We start from the raw sequence: 14,838 nt of genomic DNA, 5'->3' as shown, positions 1-14,838 counted from the left end.
TCGGGTGGACCGCGACGGCGGCAGTGGCAGGGCGCCCGGCTGGGTATGCCGACTCGGGATACCGGAGTCCCGGATGTTGTTTCTACACCGGCGGCACCCGGAATCGCGGGTGCCGCGCTGTGACAGGTGAGAAAATTGTTGCAGAAAGTTACGACGCCGCCCACTCACCGGATCGGTGAGCGGGCGGCGTCGTTGCTAGCAGTGCGTACCGGAGATCAGAACGCGTTCAGCGCCTCGAGGATCTGCGGGCGTGCCTTCCACAGCTGATCCTCCCAGTACTTCCATGCGTGCGTGCCGCGCGCCGGGAAGTCGAAGGTAGCCGGGATGCCGAGCGTCGCCAGCTTGAGCTGGAACGCGCGGGTCTGGGCGAGGGACAGCGCCTCGAGCGCCATGCCGTTGGCGGTGTTGTAGTAGCCGACGAAGCCCTGCGGGTTGTCGTGCTCACCGGGCAGACCGCTGGCGGCCGAGATGTACAGCGACAGACCCTCGAGCTTCGGAGCGAAGACGAACGGGTCGTTGCGCAGCCACGCCGGGCTCCACGGCGGGCCCCACATCGAGTCGACGTTGAAGCGGCCGGCGTCGAGCATCGCCACGCGGATGGCCTCACGCATGCCGGGAGCCGACAGGTTCAGGTAGCCGGACAACGACGACGCGAACTTGAACTGGTCGCGGTGGTAGGCGGCCAGGGTCAGGGCGGCGGAACCGCCCATCGACAGGCCGAGAATGCCGTTGTTGTTGCGCGACACGCCACGGGTGGCGAGATAGTCGGGCAGCTGCTCCGTCAGGAACGTCTCCCACTTGTAGGTGATGTCCTGGCCGTTCAGGTTGGACGGCGCGTACCAGTCGGTGTAGAAGCTCGACTGTCCGCCGACCGGCATGATCAGGCTGACGTTGTCGTTCGCGAACTGCTGCAGGGCGTTCGTCTCGAACGTCCAGGCGTTCGCGTCGTCCCGAGCGCGCAGGCCGTCGAGCATGTAGAGCGCCGCGTCGCCACCGCGCGCGGCCCACTGGATCTGAACCTTGATCGGGCCCATGTCGGACTCGACGAAGACCTCTTCGAAGCCCCCTGCAGGCGCGCGGTGCGAGACCGGCGCTCCCTGCGCCGGCGCGGCGACGGCGGCGGTGGTTCCGACGAGGCCGGCAGCCACGGGGAGGACCAGAGCTGCGGCGGCGGTGCCGAGCAGTCGCCGTCGAAGGCCCTGCCTCAACCTCGGGACAAAACGCATGAACAATGCTCTCTTTCTCGTCTGCGGCGTCCGCGTTCGCGTCCCCCGGATTCCGGCGATGACGACCGCGGAAGGCCGCCCCAAGTCACACTGCGGTCAAAACTGTAAAGGACCGCGTGATCTCTGACAAACCCTGGTTTCAACAGCTCTTGGGCACCTCTTGACCTATAGGTCAAGCACGCGCTGCCGGAATGTTACCTATCCGTGATGCGTCGTGATCCTATCGAGACAGTCGAAGGGGGCCAAGTTGATCTCGGTGTCCGGCCGTCACCCCCGCGGCGGTGGCATCGGCAGGTCACAGCGCTGGATCTCGTACTTCGGCACCCGTTCGATCCGGTACGAGGCGTAGTCGAACGCGTTGCGCAGGTTCCTCTTGAACAGTGCCCACGTGAGTTCGGCGCTCGAGGAATCGATCATCTCCCGGGTCTCGGGACAGGTCAGCGCGGTCTTCGCCATCGCGACCCAGTCCTCGTCGAGATAGCCCGGCATCCACGGATGGACGTCGACCATGCCCGAATCGGCGACCACCCAGTCGGGGAACAGGATCTTGTCATGGCCGATCCGGCCGTCCTCGAGACGCTCGGTGTGCGCAGCGAGCGGGTAGGCCAGGCCCATCTGGTCGACGACCCGCACGTCCAGACCGGTGTTCATGCTGGTCATGCCCAGGTTCAGGAAGAACACCGTGTGCCCGGCACCGCCCGGTGGGATGGGCTCGGGTGGCGGCACGACGTCCCACGCGTCGAAGGAGGGGGTCGGCAGCAGCAGCCCGCCGTTCGGGGTGTTCGCGATGGCCTCGACCATGGCCCGCATACGTGGGTAGTCGAGATAGTCCTCGGCCAGGATGGGATGCAGATGCCCGGTGTTGAGGGCGTAGAAGGCGCGCTCGTCGACGATGCCGGATCGGCCCACCACGGCGCCCTCGGTCATGCCGGTCGTGTTGGCCGCGGCGGCCGTCCACACGACGGTGCCCAGCCACAGCACAGCCAACGCACCCGCGACCTGCGTCGGCCGGTTGTTGCCGAGCTCCGCCCGGTCCGGGATCCGCAGCGGGACGACGGCGACGGGCAGGAGCAGGCAGAACAGCGGCGGCAGGAGGACGCGGCCGTGCATGAAGTCGCCGCCCACACGCAGCGAGTACAGCGCGAGCAGCACACCGGAGCCGAGGAACAGCACGACGACGGCGGTCGGCGTGCGCAACAGCTTCTGCGCCCAGGTCAGCGTGGCCCGCACGTCGCGCGGATCGGGACGCGCCGCCGCTGCGGTGAGGCCCACCACCTCACGGCTGGTCGCGAGGACGAGCGCGGCGAGGACCGCGAGGACCAGCAGCGGCAGCCACAGCAGGTACGGCGAGAAGAGGTTGCCGAGATATTCGAGGCCCTGCGACCACTTGGCACCACCGGCGTCCTTGGCGACCGCGGTGTTGGGATAGGGCAGTCCGTAATAGCCCATGCGCCAGATCTGGTAACCGATCGGGATCATCCCGGCGACCGCGACCATCGCGACCCGGATGCGCAGGTCGAGGCCGGGCGCGAGGAACAGCATCGCGAGTGCGAGCACCGCGACCAGCGCGAGTTCGGGTCGCACGAGCGGGCCGAGTCCGGCGACGAACGCCGTGGCGAGGATCTGCCCGGTACCCGGGAGCGATCCGTCCCCTCCCGGCGTGGGGGTCGCCCACCGGGCCATGAGCAGCCACAGCAGGCCGAGCCAGCAGATCACCAGGCAGGACTCGAGGCCCGAGGTGGCGAAGTCGCGGGCCGGGGGCACCGCGATGTAGACGAGGACACCGGCGGGCAGGAGCAGCACGGTGCCCGTGGTGGCGCGCAGTCGCCACCGGTACAGGCGTGCGGCGCCGAGCATGGCGAGGACGATCGCGCCCGTCGACAACACGAGCGCGATCGTGAGCACCACGTATTCGAGGCGGAGGCCGGTGAGCCATCCGCCCGCGTAGACGATGTACGTCCACGCGGTGGAGGTGTTGGCCTCCACACGCTCCCCCGCGTTGAACACCGGCCCGTTGCCGGCGAGGAGGTTGCGCACGGTTCGCAGGACGATGAGACCGTCGTCGGCGATCCAGCGCCGCTCCCACGCTCCCCAGAACATCAGGAACGCGGAGACGACCACACCCGCGGCGAACACACCGCCGGTGAGGCGGTCACGCCGAACGGGCCCGACCGTACTGGACGGTCCGGCCTCGGTGTCGTGGACGCCGTGCACGACGTCAGAAGAGGTAGACAGCACCGCCGACCACCAGGATCCACACCACTGCGAGCAACTGCAGCACCCGGTCCTTCAGGGCGATCTCCTCGGGTTCGCCGGCTTCACCGCCGTCGACGTCGACCGCGTAGCGCAGGATGGCGACGACGAACGGGACCATCGAGATGGCGTACCAGTTGGAACCGGCCACGTTGTCCTGTTCGAACGCCCACAGGCCGTAGCAGAGCACGACCGCCGTCGCCGCGACGGTCCACACGAACCGCAGGTAGGTCTCGGTGTAGTACTCGAGCGACTTGCGGATCTTCGCGCCGGTGCGGGTCGCGAGGCGCAACTCGGCGTACCGTTTGCCGGCCGCCATGAACAGCGACCCGAACGCCATGATCAGCAGGAACCACTGCGACAGCGGGATCTCGGCGGCCACGCCACCGGCGATGGCACGGATCAAGAAGCCCGACGAGACGATGCAGATGTCGAGCACGGCCTGGTGCTTGAGCCCGAAGCAGTACGCGAGCTGGATGCCGATGTACACCGCCATGACGACGGCGAGCTGCCAGTTCGCGATGAACGACAGCGCGATCGAGCCGACGAGCAGCACCGTCGCGAGGATGTACGCGAGTCGCACCGGGAGCACGCCCGCCGCGATGGGCCGGAACCGCTTGGTGGGGTGTGCACGGTCGGCTTCGACGTCCATCGCGTCGTTGACGAGGTAGATGCCCGAGGCGGCCATACAGAAGACGACGAAGGCGAGCGCGACGGGCAGCAGCACGTCGACCTGGGTGACCGAGCCGGCCGCCATCGGGGCCGCGAGCACCAGGACGTTCTTCACCCACTGTCGGGGACGGACCGCCTTGACGATCCCGGCGCCCAGGCTCTTGGGCGCCTCCTTGACGGGCGCCGGTTCCTCGCTCATCGATCTCCCCACTTCGTCTCTGCACGCGCCACGACGGCCGCGGACGCCGCACCGAGTGCCGCACCCGCCAGTACATCCGTCGGATAGTGCACGCCCAGCACCAGGCGGGACAGCATCATGGGCGGCACGAGCACCGCGGGAAAGGGTAGCCCGGTGGTGCGGGCGAGTAGCACGGCCGCCGCAGTCGTGGACGTCACATGCGACGACGGGAAGCTCAGCCGGCTCGGCGTGGACACGTTGACCTGCACCGTCGGGTCCACCGGCCGCGGACGGCGCACGACCCGCTTGATGACGACGGACGCCGCGTGGGCACCGAACGCGCCGACCGCCACGCTCGCCCACTTGCGGCGACGGGGACGGTCGACGAGGGCGCCGGCGGCGCCGATCGCGATCCAGCCGAGAGCGTGCTCACCGAAGTGCGACATGCCGCGGGCGATCGTCGTCGCTGCGGGTACGGCACCAGCGGTGGCCTGGACGGTCTGCAGCACCCGCACCTCGGTGCCGGTGCTCTTCCAGTGACGTGCAGCCGCAGTGCCGGGGTCAGTTGCCGATTCCGAAGACACGCTCCCACTCCTCCTTGCTGGTCAGGGCGGGAACCGCGTCCCGGTACCGCTTCTTCATCTCGGGGAACCGGCGCGCGAGTTCGCGTCGCAGCCTGAGCGCCTCGGTGAGCAGGGCCTGGGCCTGAGCACGGTCGCGCTTACGGTAGACGACACCCCGACCGTCCGCCGTGGTGACCGTCACGCCGTCGACCTGCGAGAGCAGGAACCACCGCGCGTCGATGGTGGGCACGTTCAGCTGCGGCCGCTCGTGGTGCTCGCGGTTCTCGGGGCGCACGTTGTGCAGCACACCCTTCGCGAGACGCCTGACCTTCGCGACCGCACCCTCGGGCAGTCCGACGGCCCCGACCTCGGCGCCGGATGCCATCGGCAGTTCGGTCGACGACGGCAGCACCACGGCGTCGGGGAAGTTCTTCCGGAGCGCGTGCACCTCGCCGAGGGCACGCGGCAGCAGGTCGAACAGGTTCTCCGGACCGGCGAGGAAGTCCTCGATGGCCTTGTTCTGGATCGCGACCGTCGAGTACTCGAGACACACGAGGTGCTTGATCGTGGCCTTGATCGTGTCGAGCACCATCGGCTTGGCGTCGCCGTGCTGGTGCAGCGCGGCCACGACGAGCCGGTTGCGCAGATGGAAGTACGCCTGCCAGTCGATGGCGTCGTCCTTGTCGCTCCACGCCATGTGCCAGATCGCGGCGCCGGGCATCGTCACCGTGGGGTAGCCGGCGTCCCGTGCCCGCAGGCCGTACTCGGCGTCGTCCCATTTGATGAACAGCGGCAGGGGCTGGCCGATCTCCTCCGCGACGACACGCGGGATCATGCACATCCACCAGCCGTTGAAGTCGACGTCGATGCGTCGGTGCAGGAGCTTCGAGTTCTCCCGGTCGCGCAGCGGCTTGGTGGAGAAGTCGTGGTCGTACTCGACGTTCGGCGCGGCACCCCACATGAAGTTCGAGCGGTGGATGACCTCGCCCATGGTGTGCAGGTGGCTGCGTTCCTGCAGGTTGAGCATCTGCCCGCCGACGAGCATGGGCTTCTTCGCGAATCGCGACAGGGCGAGCGCGCGCAGGATCGAGTCGGGTTCGATCTCGATGTCGTCGTCCATGAACAGGATGTACGGGCTGGAAGTGGTCTTCAGCGCCTCGTACATGATGCGGCTGTAGCCGCCGGAGCCACCGAGGTTGCCCTGGTCGTGGATGACGAGACGGTCGCCGAAGGGTTCGGCGGCCTCCGCGAAGTCGGCCTCGTCGCGAACCTTGCGGGTGCCCTGGTCGGGGATGATGACGGCGTCGACGACGTCCATCACCAGCGGGTCGGACGCGAGCGCACGCAGCGCCTTCACGCAGTCGGCAGGGCGGTTGAAGGTCGGGATGCCCACTGCGACCGAGGCGTGTCCGGGCGCCTCGACAGGTGCGTACCAGCCAGCGGCGTGCAGCGTGACCTCGCTGTCGGTGGTGACGTCGAACCACAGCCAGCCGCCGTCCTCGAACGGCCCCAGGTCGGCTTCGATCTCGACGACCGTGTCGGACCCGCGGAACTCGCGGCCGGTGACGTGGATGCGGCTCGAGTCGGCCTTGCTGCGGTACAGGTCGACGCGGCCGTGGCCGGTGAGTTCGAGTCGCAGCACCACCGAGCCGAGCGTGCTCCAGCGACGCCAGTAGCTCGCCGGGAAGGCGTTGAAGTAGGTGCACAGCGACACCTCGGACTCGGCGCCGATCGCCAGCGTCGTCCGGCTCGTCGCGTGGGCGCGACGCGCGTTGGTGGGCGACTCCTCGAGGTAGAGCGTGCGCACGTCGAGGGGCTCGCCCGGGCGCGGCAGGATGATGCGCTGCAGCAGCGACCGGCCGAGCAGTTCGTCCTCCGTGGCGGAGGTACTCGCCGCCTCGTGCTTCGCGACGGCCGCGTGCTTCGCGGCGCTCACGAGGCGTCCCCGGCGATGGGCGCTCCCGAGTCGAAATGCGGGGCGAGGACGTTGTCGAACATCGACAGCGCGCTCGCGATCGCCATGTGCATGTCGAGGTACTGGTAGGTGCCGAGCCGGCCACCGAAGAGCACCTTGTTGTCCGCGGCTTCCTTCTTCGCGAGGGAGCGATAGGCGTTGAGTTTCTCGCGGTCCTCGGGGGTGTTGATCGGGTAGTACGGCTCGTCGTCGTTCTCGGCGAAACGCGAGTACTCACGCATGATGACCGTCTTGTCGGTCGGGTAGGTGTCGCGCTCGGGGTGGAAGTGCCGGAACTCGTGGATGCGGGTGTAGGGCACGTCGGCGTCGTTGTAGTTCATGACCGGGGTGCCCTGGAAGTCGCCGGTGGGCAGCACCTCGGTCTCGAAGTCGAGGGTGCGCCATCCGAGCCGGCCCTCGGAGTAGTCGAAGTAGCGGTCGAGCGGGCCGGTGTAGACGACGGGGGCTTCCGGGCTCGCGGCACGGACCTCATCGCGCACCTCGAACCAGTCGGTGTCGAGCCGGACCTCGATCCGCTCGTTCTCCGCCATGTTCTCCAGCCACGCCGTGTACCCGTCGACCGGCAGGCCCTCGTAGGTGTCGTTGAAGTAGCGGTTGTCGAAGGTGTAGCGGACGGGCAGCCGGGCGATGTTGCCGGCGGGCAGTTCCTTCGGGTCGGTCTGCCACTGCTTGGCCGTGTAGTCGCGGACGAACGCCTCGTACAGGGGGCGGCCGATCAGGGAGATCGCCTTCTCCTCGAGGTTCTTCGCCTCGGCGGTGTCGATCTCGGCGGCCTGCTCCTTGATGAGGGCGCGTGCCTCGTCGGGGCTGAAGTACCGGCCGAAGAACTGCGACACCAGTCCGAGACCCATCGGGAACTGGTAGGCCTGGCCCTTGTGCATCGCGAACACGCGATGCTGGTAGCCGGTGAAATCGGTGAACTGGTTCACGTAGTCCCACACCCTCTTGTTGGAGGTGTGGAACAGGTGGGCACCGTACTTGTGGATCTCGATTCCGGTTTCCGGTTCGGGCTCGGAGTATGCGTTGCCACCGAGGTGGTGGCGACGCTCGATCACGAGCACTCGCTTGCCGAGCTGCGTGGCCGCGCGCTCGGCGATCGTCAGTCCGAAGAATCCGGAGCCGACGACGATCAGGTCGTACTCACCGGTGGAGGGCTGGGGCGCTGATGCAGCAGTCACGGGAGACCAGGGTATGCGACTCCGTCGCGGAGGTGCCCTCTCGGTCCGGGCGGACCGAGAGGGCCGTCACACTCACACGTAGTAGGTGAGCGCGTCACGGACGAATTCGGCGCCCTCCCGTCCTCCGTAGTTCGCCGCGAAACGCTCGTCCTCGACGTACATGTCGGCGAGACCGAGCACGTACTCCCGCGGACTGCCCGCCGCAGTGCCGCCTCCCGGGGTGCCCGGAATCGACGACAGCCAGGCGACGTGCCGCCGCGCGAGGTCCTGCGCTTCGGGGCCCGCCGGGTCGAGACCGGCCCGGGCCGCCGCGATCCAGTCATGGTTCAGCTGCTCGACCTGCTTCATCCAGTCGTGCCTGGCGGCGTCGTCCATGCCCCGCCACCAACGATCGCCCGAGTCGTAGGCGTCCTTGCCCCACCGTTCGATGACCTCGTCCCGGTACTGCGTGTGGTCGAACCCGTCGAACACTTCGTCTGCCACGAGTTCCTCCCCTCTCTCCGTCTTCGCCAAGGTGGTGCGCACCGCCGCGATACGGCGGTCCAACTGCCGGCGCTCGTGTTCGAGCAGGTCGAGGTGGGTGCGCAGTGCGCTCGCGGTGTCGTCGTGACCGGCGAGCACGTCGCGGATGGCGGGCAGGGCCAGTCCCAGATCGCGGAGCAGCAGGATGCGCTGGAGACGCACGAGTGCGTCCTCGTCGTAGAACCGCATGCCGTTGCTGCCGGTGCGGCTCGGATGCAGCACCCCCACGTCGCCGTAGTGCCGCAGTGTGCGGCTGGTGACACCGGCGGCGCGTGCCAGTTGCTGGATCGACCATTCCCGCACGTGCCCACCTCCTTCTTTCCGGCTACGCCCAGCGTGCATCTTGACGTTGCGTCAATGTCAACCATCGTCGTCGCGGTGCCGGAACGCCACCGGCCGGCCGCCCTGTTCGGGGCGACCGGCCGGTCGAGATGTGCCGTCGGGTTACTCGGCGCTACCCGTGCTCGGGAACCAGTCCTTCAGGAAGCTCGCGTCGATGACCTGAGCACCGAGGTCCGGTGTCCACACGATCGCGCCGCCGGTGAAGATCCGGAACTTGCCGATCTCGTCGGGCAGCATCAGCTCGGGGCCGATGGGCGAGCCGAGCACGCTGTCGACGCCGCCGAGGTCCAGATAGGCCTGCTCGATGGGCGAGGTGCCGGTACCGCTGCCGAAGGGATCGGTGCCGGTTTCGGGGCCGGGTTCGGGTGCCGGAGTGATCTCCGGGGCGTCCTCGTCGATGCCTTCCTTGACGGTGAACCAGTCGGAACGCAGTCCCAGCTTGGTCCGTGCCTCGGCGCCCGTCGTTTCGATGGTGCGGTCGGAGCCGACCACGCGGACCCGGGTCACGCGACCGCCTTCGGGTCCGAGATTGTTGCGGGAGAGCACCTCGAATGCCTGGAGGTCGCCGACGCCGAACTTGCTGCCGATCTCGGCCGCGGTGGAGGTCTTGGCCCATTCGCGGTTCGGGGCGACCTTGTCACCCTCGTCCTCGACGGGCGGGAAGGTGCCGCCGGCCGAGTAGCCGCCGGTGGAGGCGGAGAACTCGCTGCGCACGACCTCGCCGTCCTTCATCAGGACGGTTCCGCGGGTGGTGCGCACACCGTCGTCCGTGCGCGGATCCTCGACGCCCGACCCGCCGTAGACCTGACAGTCCGTGGTGTCGCAGGTCTGCCACTTCTCGTGACGCTTCTCGGCGAGGGCGTAGGACCGCGCGGCGATGGCCTGCGCCCGCAGCGCCTCGGCACCACCGGTGTCGGCCCAGGCGGGCAGCGCCTCGGCGGGGACCACGCTGCGCAGGTAGTCCTCGACGTGGAGGCGGTTGACGGTGCGCGGGGCGGTGCCGTCGAGCACCACACCGAGGGCACCGCGGTAGGTCTTGTCGTCCGAGCACATCGTGAGGTGTTCGTTCGCGGGACGGTCCTCGGCGAGGTCGATCGGGTCCACCCACGGCAGGTCGGTGGCTGCCTGCCACAGCACGTCGCCGCTGCAGCCCTCGGTGACGACGACGTTCGCGCCGCCGTCCGGGGTGGGTGTCAGGTGCGCGGCCTCGCCGGGCGCGAGTTGCTTACCGGCGACGATCATGCCGGTGTCGGAGTAGACGTCGAGGGTGTGGTCGTCGCGCGCCATGAGACGGACCGCGATCATCGCGTCGTCGACCGTGCCGAGTTCGGTGCCGCCGTAGTAGTGGCCGATGATCCGCTCGGCGGTCCACCCGTCCTGGGCGTAGCCGTAGGCACCCCACTGCCCCATGCCACGACCGTGGCCGTGACCGAAGCCACTGAACGTGAAGGGCGTGTCGGCCGAAACCGCTTGCACGACACCTGGTGCCGCCTGGTTGCTCTGGACGAGCGCGCCCACGCCGGCTCCGACGAGCAGCGCGGGAGCGACCCCGATCGCGGCGGCACGGGCGACGGAGGGACGCCATCCGTTGCGCAGCGGCCTGCCGAGGATGATGCGCCGCCTCCGGATCTTGCCTCTGCGCCCGATGGACTGTCGTGACATGACGTTGCTCCCTCGTTGTCGCTGTAGGCGCGAACTCGTGATCCGCGATATCGGACAATTTCGACCGATCCTCAAGCTCAGGTTGAGGCTTAAGGTTTGCTGCGTCTAGTGTGACAAGAGTGACGGAGCTAGGCAACAAATGTCACAGAAGCAACACAAGAATCACGAGTTACAGAACTTTCGTGTCCGAACCGGGCCACGGAAGCGACACGTAAGGGACGATCCGAAGTCGGAACCGTCCGCTGGAGCACCAACGACAGGGAGTAGCAAACAGTGCCGCATCGCCGCCCCAAGCCGTCGATCGTCCTGGGTGCCGTCGCCGCCCTGGCCGTCGCGACGCCCTTCGCCGTCACCGGGCTGACCAGCACCGCTCCCGAGATCCGGAATGCCAACGACACCGTCGAGGCAGTGGCACCCGATATCGCGGAAGTCGTGCTCGCCTCGGTGCCCGACCTGATCATCCCGCTCGAGGAGCTCACCGGTCTCAACCTGCCGGACCTCAGCCTGAAGGAGATCGTCGACGGGCTCCCGCAGATCACGACTGCTCCCGACCCGAACGGCGGACTCGTCCAGCGCGTCGGTGCGACCGTCAAGGAACTCACCCGCGACACCCCGTTCAGCCTCGTCGCGCTCGCCGCCGAGGACGTCGCCGCCACCGACGCGCTCATCCGCGCGCAGCAGGACGACGGCAGCTGGGGTCCCTGGACCGCGACCGAGCCGATCGAGACGCGCGCCGACGACGCCACCAGCGAGGGACGCACGGGCACGGAGCCGATCTACGTCGGTGCCACCCGCGCGGTGCAGGTGCTGCTGACGCCGCGTCCCGGCCCCGAACCGAATCTCGCCGGCGCGGAGGCCCCGCCGGCACCCGAAGCCCCCGCTCCCGCTCCCGAGGCACCCGCCCCGGAGGCACCGGCGCCCGAAGCTCCTGCTCCTGCAGCCCCGGCGGAGGCCCCGGTCCCCGCCGACGAGGCACCCGCGCCGGTCCCTGCACCCGCAGCCGATGCACCCGACCTCGGATACGTGCCCGCGTCCTCGTCCAAGCCGCTGCGCGAGAACCCGCTGCAGGCGGCCGCCGAAGCGGTCAGTGCCGTGCTCATCTCGCCCGGCAGCAGCGAAGCGGACGCGCGACTCGAGGACATCGCGAGCCCGCTCGGCAACTCCGGCCTGAAGGTGATCACCCGCCAGCAGTGGGGCGCCGACGAGTCGATGCGCTGCCAGACCCCGACCTACGACGACTCCCTCGGTGGCGCGACCGTGCACCACACCGCGGGCAGCAACAACTACTCGAAGGCCGAATCGGCCGAGATCGTGCGCGCGATCTACGCGTACCACGCACGCACGCTCGGCTGGTGCGACATCGGATACAACACCCTCGTCGACAAGTACGGCCAGATCTTCGAGGGTCGCGCCGGTGGTCTCGACCGCAACGTCCAGGGCGCACACGCGGGTGGATTCAACGAGAACACCCACGGCATCGCGATGATGGGCGACTTCTCGACCCAGGCCCCGCCGCAGGCCGCGGTGGAGTCGGTCGGCAAGTTCCTCGGCTGGCGTCTGGCCCGCGCGGGACTGAACCCCAAGGGCCGCACCACGATGTACTCCGAGGGCACATCGTTCACCCCCTACCCGCAGGGTGCGGCGGTGGATCTGCCGATCATCTTCGCGCACCGCGACGTGGGCAACACCAGCTGCCCGGGTGATGCCGGCTACTCGCAGATGGGCAAGATCCGCGATATCGCCGTCGCTGCGGCAAAGGGCGGTGGCGGTGGCACTGCCCCGCAGCCCTCGAACCCGTCGCCGTCGAACCCGCAACCCTCGAACCCGCAACCCTCGAACCCGTCGCCGTCCAATCCGTCGCCGTCCAATCCGTCGCCGAACGTGCCGGACATCAACGTCGGAGCGCTCGCCTCGGGCTCGGCCGGCACCGCCGAAGGTGTCGTCGACGAGCTGATCCGCCTCAGCGGTCACCCGCTGGTCCAGAAGTGGCTCGCCGAGGGCGGCGAACTCGGACGGCTCGGACAGGCGGTGACCTCGATCCTTCCCGCGGTCAAGAGCGGTTTCGAACGAGTGAATTTCGTCAACGGGGCCATCTACACGTCACCGAACGGCGGCACGTGGACGGTACTCGGCGAGATCTACAAGGCGTGGGAGAAGAACGGACTCGACGCTGGTGAGCTGGGGTTGCCCACCAGCGACGAGTACCGGGTGCCGGACGGTTGGCGTTCGGACTTCGAGTTCGGCTCGCTGATCTTCAACGAGGTCACGGGTGTCGTCACCAAGGTGCTGCGCGCCTACGACGACGCCTACGACCAGGCGATGCAGGATCAGCCGGCCGACGTCGCAGGACCCGCACCCGAGGGTGCTCCTGCGCCCGGACCCGAACCGGCACCTGCGCCGGAACCGGCACCCGAACCGGCGCCCGCGGGCTGACCCGCAGCGCACCGGTAGGAACGAGTCACCGCCACCACCGTTCGAGAACGCGGGCCACCCCGTCCTCGACGTTGGTGGCGGTGACTTCGTCTGCGACCGACTTCGCGTCCGGATGCGCGTTCTCCATCGCCACACCGTGACGCGCTACCGACAGCATCGGAATGTCGTTGGGCATGTCGCCGAAGGCCACGAGATTCTCGTGGGAGACACCCAGTAGCCGGGCCATCTCCTGCAGACCGGAAGCCTTCGTGACCCCCGCCGCGGAGATCTCGATGAGCCCGTGGGTCGTCGAATAGGTCACGTCGACCAGCCCGTGCAGTTTCGGCACGAGAGCCTCCGCCATCTCCCGGCTGGTCGCGCCGGGGAGCCGGACGAGCAACTTGATGGCGGGCTCACTGATCACCTCGTGCTCGGCGAGTTCGGTGTTGTCCGGATTCAGCCAGGCATGTTCGTAACCGGGAGCGCTGACGAACTGCGGCGTCGCCGCGTCGTGGGCCCGATCCCCCACCCGCTCCGCGGCCAGACCGCAACCGGGAAGCACCGACGAGGCCACCTCGGCGAGCCACGCCAGTTCGTCGACCTCGAGCACCGCGGCGCTGAGCACACGGTCGGTGGAACTGTCGTAGAGCACGGCACCGTTCGCGCACACCGCCATGGGCGCGTAGCCCAGCTCTTCGACGACCGGCGCGATCCAGCGCGGCGGGCGGCCGGTGGCCAGGACGAACGGAACACCGGAGTCGACCACCGCATGTACCGCGGCGCGGGTCCGATCGGACACCTTCTCGGTGTCGTCGATCAGGGTGCCGTCCACGTCCGTAGCCACCAATCCGGGACGCACCGCGTCCGTGGAAGCAGGACGCACCGCGTCCGTGGAAGCAGGACGCACCGCGTCCGTGGAAGCAGGACGCACCGCGTCCGTGGAAGCAGGACGCACCGCGTCCGTGGAAGCAGGACGCACCGCGTCCGTGATGTGGTCCCGATACGGCTCTCGACTCGACTGTGCGTTCACTCCGTCATTGTGCCGAAGTACCGCGGTCGCCGCCTGCGTCATCGTTGCCGCTACCGGCAGCACCTTCACGGGCGGCACGTTCGCGGGCCTTCCGGGCGCGACGCTCGGCGGCCGCGGCCTCGTCCAGGGCGGTCGCCTCCTCGAGGGTCGGCGCGGATCCGCCCAGGCGGCGGGGCACCCAGTAGGCACCGTCCTCGTGGATGTAACCGTCCTGGACCCGGTGAAGCATCTTCTCCATGGTCGCGTGGAGCTGCGCGGTCATCTCCGCTGCCGGCTCGAACGGATGGATGGGGGCGCCCACCTCGATGGTGATCGGGGTGTTCGTACGTCCGAGCCGCTTCGGGTGGCCCTTCGTCCACACCCGCTGCGACCCCCAGATGACCATGGGGACCACCGGGACACCGGCTTCGTTCGCCATCCGTGCCGCGCCGGACCGGAACGCCTTGAGTTCGAAGCTGCGGCTGATCGTCTCCTCCGGGAAGACACCCACGAGCTGACCGGCACGCAGCGCCTCCACGGCGAGTCGGTAGGACTCGCCGGCGTCGCCGCGGTCGACGGGGATGTGCTTCATCGCGCGCATCATGGGGCCGGAGATCTTGTGGTCGAAGACTTCCTTCTTCGCCATGAAGCGGATGTACCGCTTGGTGACCCGGGCGGGGATCCCGGCGTAGGTGAAGTCCATGTAGCCGGTGTGGTTGATCGCGATGACCGCACCACCCGTCGCCGGGATGTTCTCCGCCCCGGTGATCGCGAACTTCAGCCCTTGCGCTGCGAAGAGCGTGCGGGCGACACCGATGATGGTCCGATAGAAGGGTTCCACGCCGG

11 protein-coding genes are annotated in these 14,838 nt (G+C 68.5%); 1 reads left to right on the top strand and 10 read right to left on the bottom strand.

Features of this window, described 5'->3' with window-relative positions; translation table 11 throughout:
* Positions 1-215 precede the first annotated feature (215 nt).
* The 8 genes from KXC42_RS00875 to KXC42_RS00840 all read right to left on the bottom strand — a co-directional run bounded on the left by KXC42_RS00875 (position 216) and on the right by KXC42_RS00840 (position 10,571).
* Positions 216-1,226 carry an alpha/beta hydrolase family protein gene (locus KXC42_RS00875; RefSeq protein WP_006553442.1) on the bottom strand — a complete coding sequence of 337 codons (1,011 nt, stop codon included), beginning with the start codon at positions 1,224-1,226 and terminating at the stop codon, positions 216-218.
* Positions 1,227-1,493: 267 nt separating this feature from the next.
* Positions 1,494-3,440: a flagellar motor control protein ZomB gene (zomB, locus tag KXC42_RS00870; protein WP_306839599.1), complete on the bottom strand. Its 1,947-nt coding sequence runs from the start codon at positions 3,438-3,440 to the stop codon at positions 1,494-1,496.
* Positions 3,441-3,444: 4 nt separating this feature from the next.
* On the bottom strand, positions 3,445-4,350 hold the full coding sequence (locus KXC42_RS00865; protein ID WP_033097846.1) for a decaprenyl-phosphate phosphoribosyltransferase: 906 nt from the start codon (positions 4,348-4,350) through the stop codon (positions 3,445-3,447).
* Positions 4,347-4,844: a phosphatase PAP2 family protein gene (locus KXC42_RS00860; protein WP_024102673.1), complete on the bottom strand. Its 498-nt coding sequence runs from the start codon at positions 4,842-4,844 to the stop codon at positions 4,347-4,349. The genes KXC42_RS00865 and KXC42_RS00860 overlap by 4 nt, the downstream gene beginning before the upstream one ends.
* Positions 4,845-4,890: 46 nt before the next feature.
* Entirely contained in the window at positions 4,891-6,828 is a 1,938-nt protein-coding gene (locus KXC42_RS00855; RefSeq protein ID WP_306836645.1) for a glycosyltransferase, read from the bottom strand.
* Positions 6,825-8,045, bottom strand: coding sequence for a UDP-galactopyranose mutase (gene glf / locus KXC42_RS00850; RefSeq protein WP_006553437.1), 1,221 nt, complete (start codon positions 8,043-8,045; stop codon positions 6,825-6,827). Before glf ends, KXC42_RS00855 begins: the two co-directional genes overlap by 4 nt.
* A gap of 72 nt (positions 8,046-8,117) precedes the next feature.
* Positions 8,118-8,870, bottom strand: a complete 753-nt coding sequence (locus KXC42_RS00845; RefSeq protein ID WP_006553436.1) for a MerR family transcriptional regulator — start codon at positions 8,868-8,870, stop codon at positions 8,118-8,120.
* A 141-nt stretch (positions 8,871-9,011) separates the two neighbouring features.
* Positions 9,012-10,571: a SpoIID/LytB domain-containing protein gene (locus KXC42_RS00840; RefSeq protein ID WP_219129794.1), complete on the bottom strand. Its 1,560-nt coding sequence runs from the start codon at positions 10,569-10,571 to the stop codon at positions 9,012-9,014.
* A 273-nt stretch (positions 10,572-10,844) separates the two neighbouring features.
* Here KXC42_RS00840 and KXC42_RS00835 point away from each other — a divergent pair, with 273 nt between their 5' ends.
* On the top strand, positions 10,845-13,004 hold the full coding sequence (locus tag KXC42_RS00835) for an N-acetylmuramoyl-L-alanine amidase (protein ID WP_019290357.1): 2,160 nt from the start codon (positions 10,845-10,847) through the stop codon (positions 13,002-13,004).
* A gap of 25 nt (positions 13,005-13,029) precedes the next feature.
* Here KXC42_RS00835 and KXC42_RS00830 read toward each other — a convergent pair whose 3' ends face one another.
* Both KXC42_RS00830 and KXC42_RS00825 read right to left on the bottom strand, forming a co-directional pair.
* On the bottom strand, positions 13,030-14,055 hold the full coding sequence (locus KXC42_RS00830) for an HAD family hydrolase (protein WP_373922202.1): 1,026 nt from the start codon (positions 14,053-14,055) through the stop codon (positions 13,030-13,032).
* Positions 14,018-14,833, bottom strand: coding sequence for a 1-acyl-sn-glycerol-3-phosphate acyltransferase (locus tag KXC42_RS00825; protein ID WP_006553432.1), 816 nt, complete (start codon positions 14,831-14,833; stop codon positions 14,018-14,020). Before KXC42_RS00825 ends, KXC42_RS00830 begins: the two co-directional genes overlap by 38 nt.
* Positions 14,834-14,838: the final 5 nt, after the last annotated feature.

This window comes from Rhodococcus sp. LW-XY12, assembly GCF_019317345.1.
In the GTDB taxonomy this organism is placed as follows: domain Bacteria; phylum Actinomycetota; class Actinomycetes; order Mycobacteriales; family Mycobacteriaceae; genus Rhodococcus; species Rhodococcus pyridinivorans.
The sequence above is the reverse complement of the archived record's forward strand: the minus strand, read 5'-3'. Positions and strand labels throughout refer to the sequence as shown.

Excerpts from the sequence above, each read along its gene's own strand:
- KXC42_RS00865 (WP_033097846.1), bottom strand. The coding sequence starts at position 4,350 with ATGAGCGAGGAACCGGCGCCCGTCAAGGAGGCGCCCAAGAGCCTGGGC.
- KXC42_RS00840 (WP_219129794.1), bottom strand. The coding sequence starts at position 10,571 with ATGTCACGACAGTCCATCGGGCGCAGAGGCAAGATCCGGAGGCGGCGC.
- KXC42_RS00875 (WP_006553442.1), bottom strand. The coding sequence starts at position 1,226 with ATGCGTTTTGTCCCGAGGTTGAGGCAGGGCCTTCGACGGCGACTGCTC.
- KXC42_RS00830 (WP_373922202.1), bottom strand. The coding sequence starts at position 14,055 with ATGACGCAGGCGGCGACCGCGGTACTTCGGCACAATGACGGAGTGAAC.